This is a genomic window from Arthrobacter sp. 10T425 (assembly GCF_056393985.1).
The window spans coordinates 184413-204353 of sequence record NZ_JBFTGZ010000002.1 but is presented as its reverse complement, the minus strand read 5'-3'; the positions used below and the strand labels follow the sequence as shown (position 1 = coordinate 204353).

At 68.3% G+C, this 19941-nt stretch carries 19 protein-coding genes; 4 read left to right on the top strand and 15 right to left on the bottom strand.

Annotated elements, in window-relative coordinates:
- Nucleotides 1-21 precede the first annotated feature (21 nt).
- Entirely contained in the window at nt 22-558 is a 537-nt protein-coding gene (locus AC1DDH_RS03200; RefSeq protein ID WP_476851241.1) for a hypothetical protein, read from the bottom strand.
- A 257-nt stretch (nt 559-815) separates the two neighbouring features.
- Here AC1DDH_RS03200 and AC1DDH_RS03195 point away from each other — a divergent pair, with 257 nt between their 5' ends.
- Complete coding sequence (locus AC1DDH_RS03195; RefSeq protein WP_476859347.1) at nt 816-1655, top strand: DUF1206 domain-containing protein; 840 nt, start codon at nt 816-818, stop codon at nt 1653-1655.
- 113 nt (nt 1656-1768) lie between these two features.
- A complete protein-coding gene (locus tag AC1DDH_RS03190; protein WP_476954836.1) occupies nt 1769-2350 on the top strand; it encodes a hypothetical protein in 582 nt (193 codons plus the stop codon).
- A gap of 25 nt (nt 2351-2375) precedes the next feature.
- On the opposite strand, the gene AC1DDH_RS03185 is transcribed toward AC1DDH_RS03190, so the two are convergent.
- From AC1DDH_RS03185 to AC1DDH_RS03130, 12 genes are all read right to left on the bottom strand, one after another.
- Nucleotides 2376-3377 (bottom strand): DNA topoisomerase IB, encoded by a 1002-nt coding sequence (locus AC1DDH_RS03185; RefSeq protein WP_476855618.1) that lies wholly within the window; start codon nt 3375-3377, stop codon nt 2376-2378.
- 185 nt (nt 3378-3562) lie between these two features.
- The gene (locus AC1DDH_RS03180) at nt 3563-5038 is read right to left on the bottom strand and encodes an FAD-dependent oxidoreductase (RefSeq protein ID WP_223913717.1); all 1476 of its coding nucleotides are present in this window, start codon (nt 5036-5038) and stop codon (nt 3563-3565) included.
- 88 nt (nt 5039-5126) lie between these two features.
- Entirely contained in the window at nt 5127-6413 is a 1287-nt protein-coding gene (gene cobA / locus AC1DDH_RS03175; RefSeq protein WP_476954835.1) for a uroporphyrinogen-III C-methyltransferase, read from the bottom strand.
- A gap of 123 nt (nt 6414-6536) precedes the next feature.
- Nucleotides 6537-6833: a putative quinol monooxygenase gene (locus AC1DDH_RS03170; protein ID WP_476851235.1), complete on the bottom strand. Its 297-nt coding sequence runs from the start codon at nt 6831-6833 to the stop codon at nt 6537-6539.
- Between the two features lie 200 nt (nt 6834-7033).
- Complete coding sequence (locus tag AC1DDH_RS03165) at nt 7034-7972, bottom strand: ABC transporter permease (protein WP_476954834.1); 939 nt, start codon at nt 7970-7972, stop codon at nt 7034-7036.
- Nucleotides 7962-8687: an ABC transporter ATP-binding protein gene (locus tag AC1DDH_RS03160; protein WP_018775157.1), complete on the bottom strand. Its 726-nt coding sequence runs from the start codon at nt 8685-8687 to the stop codon at nt 7962-7964. Before AC1DDH_RS03160 ends, AC1DDH_RS03165 begins: the two co-directional genes overlap by 11 nt.
- 44 nt (nt 8688-8731) lie before the next feature.
- On the bottom strand, nt 8732-9907 hold the full coding sequence (locus AC1DDH_RS03155) for an ABC transporter substrate-binding protein (protein ID WP_476851234.1): 1176 nt from the start codon (nt 9905-9907) through the stop codon (nt 8732-8734).
- Between the two features lie 284 nt (nt 9908-10191).
- Complete coding sequence (locus tag AC1DDH_RS03150; protein ID WP_476954833.1) at nt 10192-11631, bottom strand: sulfate adenylyltransferase subunit 1; 1440 nt, start codon at nt 11629-11631, stop codon at nt 10192-10194.
- Nucleotides 11631-12698 (bottom strand): sulfate adenylyltransferase subunit CysD, encoded by a 1068-nt coding sequence (cysD, locus tag AC1DDH_RS03145; RefSeq protein WP_476954832.1) that lies wholly within the window; start codon nt 12696-12698, stop codon nt 11631-11633. The genes AC1DDH_RS03150 and cysD overlap by 1 nt, the downstream gene beginning before the upstream one ends.
- Nucleotides 12695-13480 carry a phosphoadenylyl-sulfate reductase gene (locus AC1DDH_RS03140; protein ID WP_476954904.1) on the bottom strand — a complete coding sequence of 262 codons (786 nt, stop codon included), beginning with the start codon at nt 13478-13480 and terminating at the stop codon, nt 12695-12697. Before AC1DDH_RS03140 ends, cysD begins: the two co-directional genes overlap by 4 nt.
- A 50-nt stretch (nt 13481-13530) precedes the next feature.
- Nucleotides 13531-15276 (bottom strand): nitrite/sulfite reductase, encoded by a 1746-nt coding sequence (locus AC1DDH_RS03135; RefSeq protein WP_028276668.1) that lies wholly within the window; start codon nt 15274-15276, stop codon nt 13531-13533.
- 131 nt (nt 15277-15407) lie between these two features.
- Nucleotides 15408-16154, bottom strand: a complete 747-nt coding sequence (locus tag AC1DDH_RS03130; RefSeq protein WP_230007832.1) for a sirohydrochlorin chelatase — start codon at nt 16152-16154, stop codon at nt 15408-15410.
- 61 nt (nt 16155-16215) lie between these two features.
- Between AC1DDH_RS03130 and AC1DDH_RS03125 the strand changes: the two genes are divergently transcribed.
- Together AC1DDH_RS03125 and AC1DDH_RS03120 are read left to right on the top strand one after the other, a co-directional pair.
- Nucleotides 16216-16881 carry a trimeric intracellular cation channel family protein gene (locus AC1DDH_RS03125; protein WP_476954831.1) on the top strand — a complete coding sequence of 222 codons (666 nt, stop codon included), beginning with the start codon at nt 16216-16218 and terminating at the stop codon, nt 16879-16881.
- A 20-nt stretch (nt 16882-16901) separates the two neighbouring features.
- The gene (locus AC1DDH_RS03120; protein ID WP_243181967.1) at nt 16902-17330 is read left to right on the top strand and encodes a hypothetical protein; all 429 of its coding nucleotides are present in this window, start codon (nt 16902-16904) and stop codon (nt 17328-17330) included.
- Nucleotides 17331-17503: 173 nt separating this feature from the next.
- Here AC1DDH_RS03120 and AC1DDH_RS03115 read toward each other — a convergent pair whose 3' ends face one another.
- Together AC1DDH_RS03115 and AC1DDH_RS03110 are read right to left on the bottom strand one after the other, a co-directional pair.
- The gene (locus AC1DDH_RS03115) at nt 17504-18199 is read right to left on the bottom strand and encodes an endonuclease domain-containing protein (RefSeq protein WP_476954830.1); all 696 of its coding nucleotides are present in this window, start codon (nt 18197-18199) and stop codon (nt 17504-17506) included.
- A 635-nt stretch (nt 18200-18834) separates the two neighbouring features.
- Nucleotides 18835-19935, bottom strand: a complete 1101-nt coding sequence (locus AC1DDH_RS03110) for a polyprenyl synthetase family protein (RefSeq protein ID WP_230007829.1) — start codon at nt 19933-19935, stop codon at nt 18835-18837.
- Between the last annotated feature and the right edge of the window lie 6 nt (nt 19936-19941).

Below are 19941 nucleotides of genomic sequence, written 5' to 3'. Positions count from 1 at the left end.
CGCATACCGGCTGTGCCGGGGCTAGCGGACGAGGCCCTTCAGTACGTTCTTAGGCCGCTGCATCTCGCCGTGCTTGGCGCCGAGCACGATCACCCAGCCGGCGAACACGGGGATGGTCCACTGCAGGATCTTCAGCTGCTGCTGCGCGGAACGGAGTTCCTCGGAGGCACCCGGCTTCGGCTCGGTGGCACCCTTGGCGCCCTCGGCGGCCAGCTTGTCCACCTTGGCTCCCTGCAGGCCCGCGTACAGGGTCACAGCGGCACCGGCGAGGGTGACGACGGACTTGTAGACGCTCAGGCGCGTGACGCCGTCCTGCTTGGCCATCCGGCCCTTGTTCTCCCACATGACGGCGAGGCCCGAAAGAAAATGCGCCCCAAACGCCGCCGCCTGGTACGGCGCCCACTTCTTCCAACCCAGGCTTGAGAGGCGGGTACGTTCCGCAGGGTCCTTGGCAGCAGCCGTGGCACCGTTGAGCCCAATGGCGCCCATCAGGGAACCGCCGAACCAGGCGGCTGCCGTCAGGTCGTGAATGGATCGGGCAACAAGATTACCTGCCATGTTGAGCTTCCTATCATCTGTCTTCGAATCCGAATCGCAGGGGGCAGCAAGGCTGCCGGTCCGCGGCATGTCCACGAGCGGGGCCATGACCCGGCTATGGTAAGCACACTTACCAAAAACGCGGTAGTCCAAGCGGCTGCTACTTCGCCCCGCGTAGAATCGGCGCCATAGCCACACCGCCGTAAGGCATAACACCGGCACACCGCCGTAGGCACAACACCGTTCCACCGGACCAGATGAGGAATAGCCGCAGCACCATGGCAGAAGAAGAGTCCGGGATCGAAGCCGCCATCGGCGACGCCGTCGACACCGCGGAGGCGGCGTCGAACAGCACCGCGCTCGACGTCGTCGCACGTTCCGGATTCGCGGTGATGGCACTGCTTCATATCGTGATCGGGGCCATCGCCGTCGCCCTGGTCCTGGGCGCGCCGGGTCAGGCCGAACCCACCGGCGCCATCGAACAACTCGCTGCCAACCCCTGGGGTCCGGCGGTGATGTGGGCGGCCTGCATCGCCTGCGCGGGCCTCGCGCTCTGGCAGCTGAGCGAGGCGACGCTCCGGGGCCGCCACCTGCCGCGCCGGGAGCAGCTGGGCAAACTCATTTCCTCCGGCTTCCTCGCCATAGCGTACGGGAGCGTCGGGCTGAGCTTCGCGGGCTTCGGGCTCGGCCAGCGCGGCGATTCGGGCGACTCGACCCGGGATTTCAGCACGGCCCTGATCCAGTCACCGTTGGGGGTTCCGGCCCTGGTCGGCCTCGGGCTCACCATCATGGGAATCGGCGTGTATTTCATCGTCAAGGGCTTCGGGAAGAAGTTCAAGGAGGAACTGCAGCATTTCGAAGGGACCCGCCGCGGCAAACTGATCAGCGTGCTTGGCGTCACCGGGCACGTCTCGAAAGGGCTGGCGCTGATCCTGACCGGGCTGCTCTTCGTCGTGGCCGCGGCGACCAACAACCCCGGTTCATCCACCGGCCTGGACGGCAGCCTCAAGGCGCTCCGGGACCACCCCTTCGGCCCGTACCTGCTCCTGGCGATCGGGGCCGGCTTCATTGCCTACGGCGTGTTCGCGCTGGTCCGGGCGCGTTTCGGCCGGATGTAGCCGCCGCCCTGGGTGGGGATTTTCTTGTTTGGCATCTGCCCGCGGGACTATCGTGGAGCTACCCCGGGCCGGGCTGGGACGGCCACCGGCGGCAGGTCTCGCAGAGGTATGGCATGAGCTACGTTCCGGTGAGCAGACGCACCCTCCGACGGCACCGTGAATCTGAGCGGTCCACGCGGCGGCTCGTAGCCGCCCTGTCCGCCGCGGCCGCCGCGGCCTGGCTGCTCTCGGTCACGTTGTCCACCGCGGTCCATGTCGACACCTATGTCCACCACATCGCCGTCGTGCTGCACGTGCTGTCGATGGTGATGGCCTTTGGCGCCGTCGTCCTGGTGGACTGGCACGGCTTCCTGTGGCTGATCGGCAGACGGGACCTGGCCGAAACCATCAGGCTCGACGGCGCGGCGACACCGCTGATCTGGGGCGGCCTGGCCGGCATGCTGGCCACGGGCGTGTTCCTGAACCCGCACCTGAGCAACCCGATGACCGACCTCAAGCTCGCCGCCGTCCTTGTGCTCAGCCTTAACGGGATCATGCTCATTCCGCTCATGCGGCGGCTGGCCAGGCTGACGCCCGATGCCTCGTTCAAGGACCTGACCGCCGGGCAACGGGTCCATCTGCTGCTGTGCCTGGTGATCTCGCAGCTGTGCTGGTGGACGGCGATTGTCATCGGGTTCATCAACGCCGAGTTCTGAGGTGCCGCCGGGCCGCGCCCGGGAACTAGCCGGCGGCCTTCCGCAGCGGCACCACGTCGCCTTCCTGGTACAGCAGGGCGCGGATCTCGGACTCGGCGGAATCCAGCCGCCTCGGGTCGATCGTTTCCCCGGCCGCGAAGTGGTCCAGCAGCCGGGGATCCACGTAGCTTTTCCGGGCAATCGACGGTGTGTTGCCCAGGACCGCGGCCGCGTCCTGCATGGCCTGGCTCACCGCACTCTTCCGGGCCGAGACTTTCGCCTGCGGGCCGCTCTGCGCCAGGCTGACCGCTGCCGCCGCCGTCCCCCGCAGGGTGCGGAAATCCTTCGCGGTGAAGTCCTCCCCCGTGCGCTCCTTGACGTACTCGTTGATGTCCGCGCTCGACACCGGATGCCAGCTGCGGCCGTCCTTGTAGGCCAGCAGGCGGGCGTTGCCGCCGCGGCGCTTGAGCTGGCGCACGACGGCGGCGAGGTCGGCGTCGTCAATCCGCGACTCCCAGGTCTTGCCGCTCTTGGCCGGGAAGCTGAGCCGGAGTTCGTCCTTGCGCACCTTGACGTGGGCGCAGAGCAGGGTGGCGAGGCCATGGCTGCCGTTTTCATTGGTGTAGCGCTCCGAGCCGACGCGCAATGATCCGCTGTCGAGCATCCGAAAGGCGGCCGCCAGCACGCGTTCCCGCGTCAGCCCCTCGGAGCGCAGGTCCATGGTCACCAGGCGGCGTGCGGTCGGCAGGGTCTCAGCCAGCTGGAGCGAACGGTCGAACTTCAGCCGGTCCTTCCGTTCCCGCCAGCTCGGATGGTAGATGTACTGCCGCCGGCCCACCGCGTCCACTCCCGTGGCCTGGATGTGCCCGTTGTCGTACGGGGCGATCCAGACGTCGGTCCAGGCCGGCGGGATCCCGATGCCCTCGAGCCGTTCCCGCACGGGGCCCGGCGGCAGGGTGGAGCCGTCCAGGTCCTTGTAACTGAACCCGGTCCCGGCGGGGACCCTGCGGTATCCGCGGCCGGACGCGTTGCTGTGGCGGAGCCTCATTGGCCGGCCCTGGGCGAGTGTTCATCCATGACGGTAAGCCTACTGACTACCGCCCAGGTTTCCACGTAAATCAAACAACGCGGGGTCACTTAGCGCCCATAATCCCTTTCCGGGATGGGCGGGAAGTGACCCCGCGCTGGTCTGCGTCGTTGCTCTGTGTTGCTCTGTGTTGCTATGTGTTGAGGCTAGACCTCGACGGCGGCGCCGCGGGAGATCTCCACCATGTCCTCGCGGGGCACCACCTTGATGCGCTCGCGCTGGACGGCGACGCCGTGCGACCCGCCGGCAGCGGTGGCCTTTTCACCGAGGGCGCGCTCGTGCTCGTCCAGGGCCAGCCAGCCTTCCCAGCTGGTGTACTCGACGCCGCGGCCCGCCAGGAGCTCGACGATCGCCTCGGGGGCGGGCGCCGCGGCCAGCGGCAGGTTTTCGCGGTCCTCAAGCAGGTAGGTCACGGTTTCGAGGGCGTCACCCTTGGTGTGGCCGATCAGTCCCACCGGACCGCGCTTGATCCAGCCGGTCGCGTAGATCCCCGGCACGTGGGTGCCGGCGGCGTCCAGGACCCGACCGCCGTCGTTCGGGACGACTCCCTTGCTGTGGTCGAACTCGACCTCGGGGAGGGCGGAACCGAAGTAGCCGATGGCGCGGTACACGGCCTGGACCGGGTACTCGACAAACTCGCCCGTGCCGCGGGCGTTGCCGGTGCCGTCCAGTTCGGTGCGCTCGAACTTTATCCCGGCGACGCGGCCGGGCGCGTCGGCGCCGTCTGTTGTTTCTGCGTAGATCTCGACCGGGCTGTGCAGGAAGTGCAGGTGCAGCCGGCGGGACGCGGTGAGCTCGGAGAGGTCCTCGGGCTGTTCGGCGATCCAGTTGGTGAGCGTGCCCACCATGGTCTTGGTCTGGTTGTTGCTCTGGATCTGCCGGTCCGATTCGGCGTCGAACTCGAAGTCCTCGGCGTAGAGGATGATGTCCACGTCCTTGGAGTGGGAGAGTTCGCGCAGTTCCAGGGGCGTGAACTTGACCTGGGCGGGCCCGCGCCGGCCGAACACGTGCACGTCCGTGACCGGCGAGGACTTCAGCCCGGTGTAGACGTTGTCCGGGATTTCGGAGACAAGGAGGTCGTCGGCGTGCTTGGACAGCATGCGGGCCACGTCGAGGGCCACGTTGCCGTTGCCGATCACGGCGATTTCCTTGGCCTCCAGCGGCCATTCGCGGGACACGTCGGGGTGCCCGTCGTACCAGGACACGAAGTCGGCGCCGCCGTAGGAGCCCTCGAGCTCGATGCCGGGGATGTTCAGGTCCGCATCCTTGATGGCGCCGGTGGCGAAGATGACGGCGTCGTAGTGGGTGCGGAGGTCATCGATGGACAAGTCCGTGCCGTAGTCCACATTGCCGAAGAACCGGATGTCGCCGCGGTCCAGGACCTTGTGCAGGGCGTTCACGATGCCCTTGATGCGGGGGTGGTCGGGGGCCACGCCGTAGCGGATCAGACCGTAGGGTGCCGGGTAGCGGTCGAAGAGGTCGATGCTGACGGTGAGCTCGCCGCTCTTGACGGCCTCGCTCTTGGTCAGGATGTCCGCGGCGTAGACGCCGGCGGGACCGGAGCCGACGACGGCGACGCGCAGCGGGCGGGCGGCGGTTCCTACGGGGGTGCTAGTTGACACGGCTGTGTTCCTTTTTTCTTCTGCATCCGTTGCTCCACAAACGCCCTTTGGGGCTTGATAACGGCAGTTGTGGAGCAATCGACGGGTGTTAGGGGGTCAGTACGCGGGTCTTGGTGGTGCGGGGAGCGTTCGGGGAGGTGGTGCTGTAGTCCGCGGTCTTGAAGTGCGACGGCGCGAACGGGCTGACACGGACCACGTCGCCGATCACGATCACGGCGGGATTCGCTACGCCTGCGGCCTCCGCCTGGTCCGCGATGGTCCCGAGGGTTCCGATGGTCACCCGCTGGTTTGGCAGGTATCCATTCTCTACGATGCCAACAGGCGTCTGAAGAGGCAAACCGGCGCGGGCCAGGGAGGCTGCGGAATCGCGCAGCTGGCCCACCCCCATGAGCAGGATCACAGTGTGGTCGGCACGGGCCGGGACTTCCGAGAGTTCCTCATGGCCGGTGACCACACTGAAGCCTTTGGCCAGCCCGCGGTGCGTGACCGGGATGCCGGCGGCGGCGGGGACGGAAATGGCCGACGTGACGCCGGAAACCACTTCGACCTCGACGCCGTGCTGCCGGCAGAATTCGGCTTCCTCGCCGCCGCGGCCCAGCACGTAGGGGTCGCCGCCCTTGAGCCGGACCACGCGGTGGCCCTGCAGGGCTTCCTCGACCAGGATCCGGTTGATTTCAGACTGCGGTACCGGGTGGTGGCCGGGGGTCTTGCCGACCTCCACAACGCGGACGTCGGGGGCCAGTTCGGCCAGGAGTTCACGCGGGCCGAGCCGGTCCGCCACCACGACGTCGGCCTGGCCAAGGAGCCGGCGGCCGCGGACGGTGATGAGTCCGGTGTCGCCGGGACCGCCGCCGACTAGGGCCACGGATCCGGGAGTTGCCCCCGTGCCGGAAACTCGGTGCCGGCGCAGCGGCAGGTCTCCGGTGGCCAGGGCGGTGGCGACGGCGTCGCGCAGGGCCATGGCGCGGCGCGGGTCTCCGCCGGCGTTGACGGCGATCTTGACGTCGTCCACCACGGCGACGGCGGGCGTCCAGGCGGCGGAGGCTTCGTGGTCGGAGGCGTTGACGCACCAGATGCGCTGCGCCTCGGCGTCGGCGGAGACCTGCGCGTCCACGGCGGCGTCGCCGGTGGCGGTCTGGACGAACCAGACGCCGTCGACGTCGGAGCGGCGGTACTGGCGGGGCTCCCAGTTCAGGAGGCCGGCGTCGGCAAGTTCAGCCAGCGCCGGGCAGGCGGCCGGTGCCACGACGGTGACGCGGGCTCCGGCGTCGAGCAGCCCCTTGGTGCGCCGGGCGGCCACCGGGCCGGCGCCGACCACCAGCACGGGACGGCCGAGGAGGCGCAGGGCCGTGGGGTAAATGTCCTGAATTGCCATGCATCGACGATAGGGCGGCGTCACATAGCGGAACAACGGTGCGGCAACACCAGTTCACGCAAGGTAACGCCGCGTCACATAATGGCAATCGCCGCTCCTGATCTGCGGCGGCCGGGGGCACCCCTATTTCACGGCGATGAGTTCGATCAGCTTGATGTCGGGATCCTTGGCGAGCATGGCGGGACCGTGTTCGCCGAGGGCGGCGGGGATGGCGCCGCTGAGGTGGGCCTGCCGGTCCTCCTCGGTGTCGAAGGTGTCGAAGATACCGAAGGTGTTCTCGTTGACCCGGAAGGCATACCAGGTGCGCGTTCCGGGCTCGTTGAGCACGATTTCGCGCCCTCCGTTCAGGAAGTCCCAGACGTCCTGTTCCTTCCCCGCTTTGGCTTCGACCAGGGCCAGCACGCCAAATTTTGCCGCCACAGCGACCTCCTAGGAATCGGGCTTTGCATCAGCCGTGGAAGGGGCCGCAACCCGGCCTCTAGGCGTGAGTGTAGGCCCGTGCCTGTACCCGGGCAAGGAGCCATCGAAAAAGCAACGCGGAGTCACCTACGGCCCATAAACCAATGGATTATGGGCCGTAGGTGACTCCGCGTTGCTTTGGAGGAGCTGGGGGGGCTGGCCTAGCGGGTGCTGCCGGCCAGAAGGCCGCGGCGGCGGAGCAGCCGCTTTTCAATCGGTGCGAACACGAGCAGCTCGATCAGGATTCCGACGACGAGGATCAGCAGGATGGCGGACATGACGATGGTCATGTCGGACAGGACGCGGCCCTGGTCCAGCATGGAGCCCAGACCGAAGCCGATGGTGCCGCCGACGGCGATGATTTCCGCCGCCATGAGCGAGCGCCAGGAGAACGCCCAGCCCTGTTTGAGGCCGCCGAGGTACCCGGGCAGGGCCGCCGGCAGGATGATCTGCAGGGCCAGCTGGAGCCGGGACGCACCCAGGACCTTTCCGACGCTGCGGTACTGCGGCGGAATCTGGTCCACACCGGAGATCAGGCCGTTGATGATCGAGGGAATCGCACCCATGAACACCACGAAATACACGGTGGCATCCGTGATCCCAAACCAGAGAATAGCGGCCGGCACCCAGGCCACCGACGGCAGGACCTGCAGCCCGGAGATCAGCGGCCCGAAGGCGCGCCGCAGCGGTGCCACCTGGGCCAGCACGAGACCCACCGGCGTCGCGATCACCACGCTGATCAGGAAGCCCACGACGCCGCGCTGCAGCGAGGTCCAGACGGCCTCTTGAAGCTTGCCCTCCCCCCACAGGGTTCCGACCTGGCCGATGACATCCAGGGGGCCGGGCACGACGTCGCGCCGCTTGAAGCCGACGGAGACGTACAACTGCCAGAGGATGATCAGCACCGCGAGCGCGGCCACCGGCAACAGGATCCGGCTCCAGTCGATGCGGACCTTGCGGATGGCGTCTGACTGCAGGGAGTCGAGGCCCGCTTCGAGCTCGCGGAGGTCTTCCTTGCCGGTGGAGGAACGGGTCAGGGCGGCGTGGACCTTGCGGGTCTCCACCGGCGCTTCCGCCACGGGAAGATGGTTACTTGGCATGGCGGCGGATCTCCTCGCGTAGCCGGGCGGTGATTTCGCCGGTGAGCTGGCCGGCCAGTCCGGCGTCCGTGCGGTGCTCTTCGCTGACGTGCCATTCCCGCACCACGCGGCCGGGCCGGGAGGACAGCAGCAGCACGCGCTGGCCAAGCCGGACGGCCTCGCGGACGTTGTGGGTGACAAAGACGATGGTCCGGCCTGTTTCCTTCCAGATCCGTTCCAGCTCGTCATGGAGCAGGTCCCGCGTGATGGCGTCCAGGGCCGCGAACGGCTCGTCCATGAGCAGCAGCTGGCGGTCCTGGGCCAGCGACCGGGCCAGGGAGACGCGCTGGCGCATCCCGCCGGAGAGCTCGTGGGGCCGTTTGTCCCCCGCACCGCCCAGGTGCACCAGGTCCAGCAGCTCCCCCGCCCGGACCCGGCGGTCGGCTTTCCCGACGCCGCGCAGCTTCAGGGCCAGCTCGATGTTCTCCCGCGCGGTCAGCCAGGGAAACAGTGCCGCGTCCTGGAACATGAAGGCGGCGCCGTCGCTGGGCACTTCCAGGGCGCCCGACGTCGGGGCCTCCAGTCCCGCCATGATGTTGAGCAGGGTGGACTTGCCGCAGCCGGAGGCACCGAGCAGGGCGACAAACTCGCCCTGCCCGATGGTGGCGTTGACGTCGTCCAGCACCGGGGCGCCGGCGCCGAAGCGCTTGCCCAGGTGTTCCAGTACGACTGGCATGGTCTGGTCCTTACTGTTGTGGCGGATGGCTGGGGGCCCGGGCGCTAGTCCTTGCCGAGCCCCTCGGCGGAGATCTTCTTGCCGGCACTCTCGCTCAGAACGCTGTTGAGCGCCGTGAGGTCGAAGATGCCGTTGATGTCGGCCTGCTTCGTGGTGCCGGCGTCGACGCCGTCCTGGAGCAGCTTCTTGTACGTCCCAGCGAGCGGGTCGGTGGTGAAGAGAATGTTCTTCAGGGACCGGTCGATGACGTCGGCCGACAACGCCTTGCCTGCGGCAGCCTTGAGTCCGTCGTTGAGGACGGTGGCTTTCTCGGCGGCGGGCGCCGCGTTGAGCCAGTCCACGGATTCGACATGGCCCTTCAGCAACGCCTGCACCGTGGCAGGGTGCTCGGCCGCGAACGTCTTGTTGACGATCAGGACGGTGGTGACGAACTCGCCCTTCTCCCACAGGTCCTTCTCGTCGACCAGGACCTTCGCGCCGGCCTGGAGCACCAGGCGGGAGGCCCAGGGCTCAGGCAGCCACGCGCCGTCGAGCTTGCCGTCCTGAAACAGCTTGAGGGTCTGGGCGTTCTCGGTCGGGTTGATCGAGACGTCGCCGCTGCCGTCCGTGGAGGTCTTGAACCCCTGCTTGCCGAGCCAGGCGCGGAGGGCCACGTCCTGGGTGCCGCCGAGCTGCGGCGACGCGAGCGTCTTGCCCTTGAGGTCGGCCGCCGAGTTGATGCCGGGTTTGACCACCAGTTGCGCTCCGCCGGCCGCGGCGCCGGCGATGATGCTGATGGACTGGCCGTTGCTCTTGACGTAGGAGTTGATGGCCGGGTTGGGGCCGATGTAGGTGGCGTCGATGGCGCCGGCGTTCAGGGCCTCGATCGCGGCCGGGCCGGCGTTGAACACCTGTGTGCTGAGCTTGGTCGCCCCGAGGTCCTTGGCGATGAACCCCTTGTTGACACCCACCAGGGCCGGAGCGTGGGTGATGTTGCCAAAGTAGCCGAGCCTGAGTTCCGTGGCCGGGCCGGCGTCCGCCGTTGCCGCTGCGGGGGCGGTTTCGGGGCTGCGGGACAGCGAGGATGCAACTGCTGCGCCTGCGCCGATCAGGAGCACGAGGCCCGCAACCAGGGCGATCTCCAAGGTGCGCTTGCGTTTGGGTTTGCCGGTCTCGCCGGCGACGATCCGGGTGGTGCCGGGCTGTGTGCCGGGCCCGGGGTTTTCGGGGGTGTGTGACATGGGTGAAGTCCTGTTCTGGGGTGTGTGCGGAAGGGCCGGGCGGATGGTCAGCGCCGGCGACATCGCCCCTGGAAGTCCCTGCGGGGGAGGCCGGGGAACCGTTCCTGTGTCTTCATTCATTCACCATAGGTGAGTGTCATATTCGGGGTTCAACGGCCCGGAAACCGGGGGTCACGCGGGTTCACGCAGCGTCACATTCGGCCCCAAAAGACGGCAGCTTGTTTCCCGGATTGCCGCCCATGGCGACCGACCGGGGAACAAGCTGCGCCCATGTGACACGTGGCCTAGATCGAGTAGCGCTCGTCCTCGTGGTCGCCCGGGTGGTCGTTGACCAGGCCCGCTGCGAGGGTGTTGCCGTCGAGCGGGTCGATCACGAGGAACGCCCCGGTGCGGCGGTGGTGCAGGTAGTTCTCCAGCGGCAGCGCAGCGGCGAGCCGGAGCTGCGCGTGCCCGATGTCGTTGAGCTCCAGGGTGGTGGTCGGCTCCAGGCCGAAGCTGGCGAGGTCGAGCCTGCCTGTCACGTTCCGCACCAGGGCCTGGACCGTGCGGGTGCCGTGCTTGACCAGGACCTTGGAGCCCTCCCGGAGCGGCTTGGGCGAGAGCCAGCACAGGGCGGCGTAGAGGTCTGCACTGCTTTCACGCACCGTCCCGGCCGCCGCGATCGTGTCACCGCGGGCGACGTCGAACTCATCGGCCAGGCGCAGCGCCACGGACTGCGGTGCGGCCGCCTCGGCGAGCTCGCGGCCCGCGAAGTCGATCCCGGTGATGGTGGTGGTGCGCGGGGCCTGGCCCGGGGTCAGGATGCTGACCTGATCCCCCAGTTTCACGGAGCCTTCGGTGATCTGGCCGGCGTAGGCACGGTAGTCGCGGTAGGCCTCGGGATCGAGGCCGCCGGCGATGGCGTCCGGAGCCAGCGCGCCCTGCGGCCGGACCACCAGCTGGACCGGGAAACGGAAGCTTTCGAGGTGGCTTTCGAGTTCGTCGGCGGCCGGCAGCGTCTCCAGGACCTCCAGGAGCGCCGGGCCGTCGTACCACGGTGTCCGGTCCGAGCGGTCCACCACGTTGTCGCCGTCGAGGGCGGAGACGGGGACGACGAAGAGATCGGAGACCCCGCCTGCATTTGAATCGTCACGGCCGAGCCCGAGTTCGCGCCCGACCTGCTGGACGTCCGCCTCGATCCCGCGGAACACGTCCTCGCTGAAATCCACAAGGTCGATCTTGTTCACGGCGACGATCACGTGTGCCACGCGCAGCAGCTGCAGCACGGACAGGTGCCGGCGGGTCTGCTCGAGGACACCCTTGCGGGCGTCGATGAGCACGACGACGGCGTCCGCGGTGGACGCACCGGTCACCGTGTTCTTGGTGTACTGCACGTGCCCGGGGCAGTCCGCGAGGATGAAGCTGCGCCGGTCCGTGGCGAAGTAGCGGTAGGCGACATCGATCGTGATGCCCTGCTCGCGCTCCGCGCGCAGGCCGTCGGTCAGCAGGGCGAGATCGATCGCTTTTGTGCCGGTGGCCCCTTCACCGCCGAACCCGCGGTCCGCCGAGGTGCGGGCGACGGCGTCGAGCTGGTCGGCGAGGATCGCCTTCGAGTCGTGCAGGAGCCGGCCCACCAGTGTGGACTTGCCGTCGTCGACGGAGCCTGCGGTGGCGAAGCGGAACAGCGTGGTGGGCAGCGCCGCGGCAACGAGGTCCGGGCCCGGGAGAAACGTTTCCGTGCTCATTAGAAATAGCCGTCCTTCTTGCGGTCTTCCATGGCGGCCTCGGAGATGCGGTCGTCGGCCCGGGTGGCGCCACGTTCGGTGATGGTCGAGGCGGCAACCTCAATGACGACGTCGCGCACCGTGGCGGCGGCCGATTCCACGGCGCCGGTGCAGGACATGTCGCCGACGGTCCGGTAGCGGACGGTCTTGGTGATGACTTCCTCGTGATCGCGCGGCTGGGAGACCTCGCCGACGGCGCGCCACATGCCGTCGCGGGCGAAGACTTCGCGGCGGTGGGCGTAGTACAGGCCCGGCAGCTCGATGTTCTCGCGCTCGATGTAGCGCCACACGTCCAGTTCGGTCCAGTTGCTGATGGGGAACGCGCGGACGTGCTGGCCCACCGTGTGCCGGCCGTTGTAGAGGTTCCACAGTTCGGGGCGCTGGTTGCGGGGGTCCCACTGGCCGAACTCGTCGCGCAGGCTCAGGATCCGCTCCTTGGCCCGGGCCTTGTCCTCGTCGCGGCGGCCGCCGCCGAAGACGGCGTCGAACTTGTTGCGCTGGATCGCATCCAGCAGCGGGACGGTCTGCAGCGGGTTCCGGGTCCCGTCCGCACGCTCGGCCAGCTCACCGGAGTCGATGAACTCCTGGACGGAGCCAACGACGAGCTTCAGGCCCAGCCGTTCCACAGTGCGGTCGCGGAAGTCGATGACCTCGGGAAAGTTGTGGCCGGTGTCCACGTGCAGCACCGGGAAGGGCACCTTGCCGGGCCAGAAGGCCTTCGTGGCCAGGTGCAGCATCACCACGGAATCCTTGCCGCCGGAGAAGAGCAGCGCAGGCTTCTCGAACTCGGCGACGACCTCGCGGATGATGTGGATGGCCTCGGACTCGAGGGTGTCGAGGCTCGAGAGGCGTGAACCTGCGACGCCGATTGCCGCCCCCGCCCCTGCGCCGCGCGGCTGATCTTCGATCAGCCCAGCGCGCGGCTCCGACAGGCCCGATGCCACTCCCTGGGCGGCAATCGCCGTCTCAGCTGCGTCGTTGTCCAGCACCGACAGCTCCAGGTCCTCGTTGGTGATTTGAGTTCTCATACGTGTAGTCCGCATTCTGTCTTGTCGGTTCCTGCCCAGCGTCCGGCGCGGGGGTCGTCGCCGGGCGCCACCTTGCGGGTGCAGGGCTGGCAGCCAATGGACGGGTAGCCCTGTGAAAGCAGCGGGTTGACGGGAAGAAGGTTGTCGTCGGAGTACTGCACCAGCTGGTCGAAAGTCCAGGCCGCCACCGGGTTGACCTTGACCAGGCCATTGGCCTCGTCCCAGGTGACCAGCGGCGTGTTGGTGCGGGTGGGCGCCTCGTCGCGGCGGACCCCGGTGAACCAGAGCTCGTAGCCGGCCAGGGTGCGGCGCAACGGCGCCACTTTGCGCAGGGCGCAGCACTGCGCGGGGTCGCGGGCGAAGAGGTCCTTGCCCAGGAGCCGGTCCTGCTGCTCCACGGTGCTCTCCGGCAGCACGTCCACGACGTTGACGCGCAGGTTGGCCGCGACCTCGTCGCGCGTCGCGTGCGTCTCCGGGAAGTGGTAGCCGGTCTCCAGGAACAGGACGTCGACGCCGGAGAGCTGGTCCGCGACCAGCGCCGGGAGGACCGCATCCGCCATGGAGCAGGCGACGGCGACAGTCGGCAGCTCGAAATTGCGGGCCACCCAGGCAATGACGTCGCGGGCCGGGGCGTCCCAGCCGAGCTCGGCGGCGCCGGCCTCGGCGAGGGCCTTGAGCTCGTCGTGGGAGCGGAGTGCGACGGGGCCGTTGGCAGGCGATGCCGCCCCCGCCCCTTCGCCGCGCTGCTGATCTTCGATCAGCTCAGCGCGCGGCTCCGACAGGCCCGATGCCACTCCCTGGGCGGCACCGCCTGTCAGCGGCTGAATGTTCGTCACTGCAGATCACCTTCCTCCGCGGCGAAGGCCCACTCGGCGAAGCTCTGGCCCTCGGAGCGGTCGGCGACGAACTTGCGGACCACGCGTTCCACGTAGTCGGGCAGTTCCCCGGCAGTGACCTTGAGGCCGCGGACGGTGCGGCCCAGGCCTGCCTCCTCGCGGCTGTCGGACGCGAGCCCGCCGCCGAGGTGGACCTGGAAGCCCGGGGTGGGGTCGCCGTCGGGCGTTGGCAGCATCATGCCTTTGAGGCCGATGTCCGCCGTCTGGATCCGGGCGCAGGAGTTGGGGCAGCCGTTAATGTGCAGGGACAGCGCCTGGGGCAGCTGCTTGCTCTCGGCGAGGTCGGCGAGCCGGCGCTCCAGCTCGGCAACCGCCGTCGCCGCGGTCACCTTCGTTTCCACGATGGCGAGCTTGCAGAACTCGATGCCGGTGCAGGCGATGGTGCCGCGCCGGAACACGGACGGGCGGGCGGACAGGCCCAGCGCGTCGAGCTCGGCCACGAGCGGGTCCACCTCATCCTTGGGCACGTCGAGGACCACGAGTTTCTGGTGCGGGGTGGTGCGCAGGCGCTGCGAGCCGCGGGCCTCCAGGGTGTCCGCGAGCTTGACCAGCTGGCTGCCGGAGAGGCGGCCGGCCAGCGGGGTGGCGCCGATGAAGAACTTGCCGTCCTTTTGTTCGTGCACGCCAATGTGGTCGCCGGGCGTGGAGGGCTTCGGTGCGGCCGGGCCGTCGGCGAGCTTGTAGCCGAGGTATTCGTCTTCGAGGACCTGGCGGAACTTCACCGGCCCCCAGTCGGCCAGCAGGAACTTCAGCCGGGCCTTGGTGCGCATGCGCCGGTAGCCGTAATCGCGGAAGATGCTGGTGACGCCGAGCCACACGTCGGCGGCCTGGTCCGGCCGGACGAAAGCGCCGAGGCGCTTGCCCAGCATGGGGTTGGTGGAGAGCGCGCCGCCCACCCAGAGGTCGTAGCCGATGCCGAGTTCGGGGTGGACCAGGCCCACCAGGGCGACGTCGTTGATCTCGTGCACCACGTCCTGGCTGGGGTGGCCGGTGATGGCGGTCTTGAATTTGCGCGGCAGGTTGGCCAGTTCCGGGTCGCCGATGAACCGCTCGGCGAGTTCCTGGATCAGCGGTGTGGGATCGATGATCTCGTCCTTGGCGATGCCCGCCACCGGCGAGCCGAGGATGACGCGGGGCACATCGCCGCAGGCTTCCGTGGTGGACAGCCCCACGCCTTCGAGCCGGCGCCAGATTTCGGGCATGTCTTCGACCCGGATCCAGTGCAGCTGGATGTTCTGGCGGTCCGTGAGGTCCGCCGAGTCGCGGGCGAAGTCCACGGAGATCTGGCCGATGACGCGCAGCTGACCGGTGGTGAGCGCACCGCCGTCGATCCTGACCCGGAGCATGAAGTACTTGTCTTCTAGCTCGTGCGGCTCAAGCGTGGCGGTCTTGCCGCCGTCGATCCCGGGTTTGCGCTGGGTGTAAAGCCCCCACCAGCGGAAGCGGCCGTGCAGGTCGGTGCCGTCGATCGAGTCGAAGCCGTGCTTGGAGTAGACGGACTCAATACGCTCGCGGACGTTGAGGCCGTTGTCTTCCTGTTTCCAGGTCTCGTTGGCGTTCAGCGGCGTGGTGCCGTCCACTTTCCACTGGCCGTGCGGCTTTGCGGCCGGGCGGGGAGGGCGCTTGGTGCGGCCGGCGGCAGCCTCGTCCGTGGACGCTCCGGCTAGAGCTGTATCAGTCATGCATCGACTGTAGGGGCGGCCGTAATCCCGTCACAAAGGGTCAGAAACGGGGAGTCACCTAGGGCAACATTTCGTCACGAACCGCCGAAAACTCTTGAAGTCGCCCTGCGGCTGTGCATCTGCGCGGACCGTCAGGGCCGGGGCTGCGGGGCCCCGGCCAGCGCCGCGTCGTAGCGTTCCAGGGCAATTTCGGCAAGGACCGGGGAGGGCAGCAGCGGCGCCGTCACCAGGTCCGCGCCGGCCTTGGCCAGCTGGTCATGGAAGAAGCCGGGCGCCAGGAGATACGAGGCGATGACGACGCGACCGCCAAGGTCCACCGCTCCGGCCGACTCCCCCGCGCCGGCACCGCCGGCGGCCTCCTCGCGGAGCATGGCGACGGCGTCGGGAACCGAGGGTTTGGCGGAGGCGCCGTAGGCGGCCACGATCCGGTTGGAACGCAGGGCACGGAGCTGCTCCGTGAGTTCCTCGACATTCTGTGCGGCGCTGGGATCGGAGGACCCGGCGGCGGCGAGGACCACGGCGTCGTTGTCCGTTACCCCGGCCTCGCGCAGCCGCGCATCGAGCAGCGCTGCGAGCCGCGGATCCGGCCCCAGCGGCGCCGCGGCCAAGGTGTCCGGCCGGCTCTTCACGGCGCGGGCGATGTCCACCTTAACGTGGTATCCGACGCTGAGCAGCAGCGGAACCACGACGGCGGTCACCCCCGCCGGGAGGCCCGTCACGACGGCCGGCAGGTCCGGGTCCTGCACGTCGACGTAGGCCTCGCGGACGTCCAGCCCGGGACGGAGCCCCGCGATGCCGTCCCTGAGCGCGTTGACCTCCGCGGCCCCGTGCGGGCTCGACGTGCCGTGGGCGCAGGCGATCAGGATGGGGGTATTCATAGCCGTTAGCGTAACCTTGGAGCCGCCCTATCCGCCCCCTTGCAATCGACCGGGACGCTTCATGACCTTCTCCTTCAGCCTTGTCCTGGTCTGGCTTGACCTCGCCGGCGTGTTCTTCTTTGCGGTCTCCGGCTCATTGCTCGCGGCGCGGAAGCAGTTCGACATCATCGGCTCGCTGCTCCTGGCCTCGGTGGTGAGCCTGGGCGGCGGCGTCATCCGCGACATCATCATCAACGCGGGCCCGCCCGCCGCGTTCACCAACCCGGCGTACCTGGCACCGCCCCTGTTTGCCACGGTGCTGGTGTATTTCCTGTTCTCCAGCGTCCAGCGCTTCACGTCGCTGCTGATCCTGTTCGACGCCGGCGGGCTGGCCCTGTTCTGCATCACCGGCACACTGAAGGCCCTGGCCGCCGGGATGAATCCCGTGGCCGCCGTCCTGCTGGGTGTGACGACGGCGGTGGGTGGCGGCCTGCTGCGGGATATCACCGCCAACGAGGTCCCGCAGCTCTTCGACCCCAGGGATCTGTACGCGCTGCCGGCGTTCGCCGGGTCGGCGTCGACCGTGATCCTGTCCCTCACGGAGACCTTCACCGCGGTGAGCGCCTGCGCCGTCGCCGGGGTGGTCTTCGCCTTCCGGGTCACGGCCTGGCGGCGCCACTGGTACGTTCCGCTGGCGGTCCGCGGCTGGCACCGGCTGGGCCTGGACACCGCGGAAAACGACCGCTGAGGATTAGCTAGGATAAGACCATGACTGACATGTTCCTCGAGAAATTCCGCGCGCTTGTCCCGAAGTATCTCGAAGACGAATGGCAGGAAGAAGATGGCCTCCCGGCCGAGGAGCTCGACGCCGCCCTGGCCGAACACCAATTCCAGGTCCCGATGGTCCTGCGCGAGTTTTACCTGGCAGTCGGCGGCTGCGAGGACATCATGGAGGCCTACCACTACTTCTGGGACCCCGAAGAGCTCGAAGTCGATGACGAGGGCTTCCTCATGTTCCTCGAGGATGAGGAAGAGCAGTTCACCTGGGGCTTCCGCGTCGGGGACCTCAGCATCCCGGATCCCATCGTGTACCGCCGCAACAACGCCCGCGGCCAGTGGAAGAGCGAGGAAGGGACCTTCTCCGAATTCGTCTTCGACATGTTCGAGTGGGCCTTCAACGACGAGGACGAAGACTAGGCTCCACGGCCTCTCCTCCCATCTCCGGCCGACCTCACCCCTCTCTCCTGCGGCCGCCGATTCTCCCCTCTCTCCTGCGGCCGCCGACTCTCCCCTTGTTTGGCGTCCCCCACCGGCGTGTCCGGCGGAACCGCCGGCATTCTGTGGCAACGGGATTCCATACGTGGGGAAATTCAGCGGATGACCCTGCCGCGCAGCACCTGCCACACCTCATCGATCACCTTCTGCGGGTTGTAAACGACGTCGTGATATCCGTACCGGAGGACGGCGTAGCCGGTCAGGATGCTGGCGTTGTTCCGGCCTCGGTCCTTCTTGACCTGCGCGCGCTCAAGATGGGTGCTCCCGTCGATCTCCACGATCAGGAATCCTTCAAGCAGGAAGTCCACGACGCCGATCCCCGGCAGGTGCACCTGCGTCTGGGTGTAGATTCCCTGGCTCCGGAAGAGCAGCCTGGCAACGACCTCGATCGCCGAATCCGCCGTGCCGTCAACCAGCTCCAGGACTGCACGGGCGGCCCCGTTCCGGTTTCCCGGCAGCCGCTGGCGCAGATAGTCCAGCGAGGTGCGGCCCTGCAGCAGGGCACTTTCCACCATGACCGCCGCATCCACCGGGGGCAGGCAGCGCAGCGCGTGGAGCAGAGCGTCGGTGAGTCCGGCCACGGGGCGCGGGTATTCCGTCGGGACCAGGCTGCCGCGGTGGATGACCATTCCGGGCGCTGCGCCGTGCGCGCACAGCAGGTGCAGCCGTGCGGGCTCGTGGAGGCGCCATATGCCGTGGAACGGCGCGGCGGAGGCGCAGGTGAGCATGCCGTTCGCGAGCACGGCGGCCACGAAGTCCGCCCGCGCCCCCGGGCAGCGCCACCACCCCATGGCGGAGGCGGCGAATATCCCCCGCAGCCACGGCAGCGCGGATCCTGTTCGACGTAAAACCTGCCTGCAGCAGCGTGGCCGTGCGGGCAACCGAGCCGGCGTATTCCAGATATCCCGTAACGTCCATGGGGCAAGCACACACGCGGCATGACAGCCCCGGGGGCCACAACATCGGTTATGTGGACAACTCCGCACCATCTGCGCCGCTGGTATTCCCCGCTTTTGACCATGTCCGACGGCGTGTCCCGCCAGCGGCCGGCGTGTCCCGAAGCTGTCCGGCCAAAGGTGGGGAAACTCAGCGCGACAACGTCCGGCAATGAATCGAAATCTTATGACAAGAAATTTACAGATAGGTCTGGACGCTATGACATAACTGTCATAGAGTTGTTTCTGGGTTCACCAAATGCCTCCGGTGGATCTGATGCGAACGGAGAAATGGCCCCGGTTCGGCGCAACGGAAGACTCGGACGTTGTGAGGAACCGGGGCCATTCCGTTTAAGCCGGAAGCCAGGTTAATCGTCAGGCTGCACCCAGCCGGAAGAACCGGCCGGGGAGTGACTCCGGCCCGGCTGTACCGCCGGGCCCGGCCTAGCTGGTGTGGCCGGAGGCGGGCCCAGCGGCTGGAGGCCGGGGACCTAGCTGCTGCGGTCCACTACGGCGTGGGCGAAGCTGGTCAGCGAGGCCTTTACGACGCCTTCGGGCAGCGGGGCAAGGGCGGCAATGGCCTCATCGGCCCAGGTGCGTGCCACCACCCAGGACTGTGCAGTGACGGGGTGCTCCCGGAGTCCGGCCACGGCGGCGGCCAGGGCCTCATCCGAGCTGAGGTCACCGTCTATCAGCGTCAGCAGTTCGACGGCGGCCTGGTCGCCGTCGCGGGCCGCGTTGCGCAGCAGCAGCACGGGCAGGGTGGGCACGCCTTCGCGCAGGTCGGTTCCCGGCGACTTGCCGGACTTGACCTTGATCCCGGTGACGTCGATGACGTCGTCGGCGAGCTGGAAGGCAACGCCCACCTTCTCGCCGTACTCGACCAGGATCGGCTCGTAGGCTTCGTCGGCGCCGGAGAAGATCGCGCCCAGCTGCCCGGAGGCGGCCACGAGCGAGCCGGTTTTGTCCGCGATGACGGAGAGGTAGTGCGCCAAGGGGTCCTCGTCCGGGCGCGGTCCCACGGTCTCGTGCAGCTGGCCCAGGCAGAGCCGTTCAAAGGTGCGGGCCTGGATGCCAAGCGCCCGGGACCCGAGTTCTGAGACCAGGATGGAGGCGCGCGCAAAGATCAGGTCGCCGGTCAGGACCGCGACGGAGTTGCCCCAGACCTCGTGGGCCGTCGGCGCCCCCCGGCGGAACGGCGCGGAGTCCATGACGTCGTCGTGGTAGAGGGTGGCGAGGTGCGTCAGTTCGACGACGACGGCGGCCTGCACCACTGCGGGCAGGGAGGCGTCGCCAAGGTGGGCGCACAGCAGGGTCAGCAGCGGGCGGATCCGCTTGCCGCCGGCTTCCACGAGGTGGCGCGACGTTGCGTCAGCCAGGGGATCGGAGTTGGCAATGGCTTCGCGCAGCTTCTTCTCGACGCGCGCCAGGTTGGTGGTGAGCGCCGGGCCCAGCTCGGCGTCGCCCGCGATGGCCGAGAAGCCTGCCGGCAGTTGGAGGCCGGTGGCGATCGCGGTGGTGTTGAGGCTGGGTTCAGCGCTCGGCAGGCCGTGTCCGGCGTGCGTCCAGCTTTGGTCTGCAGAGTTGGTCACGGGTTA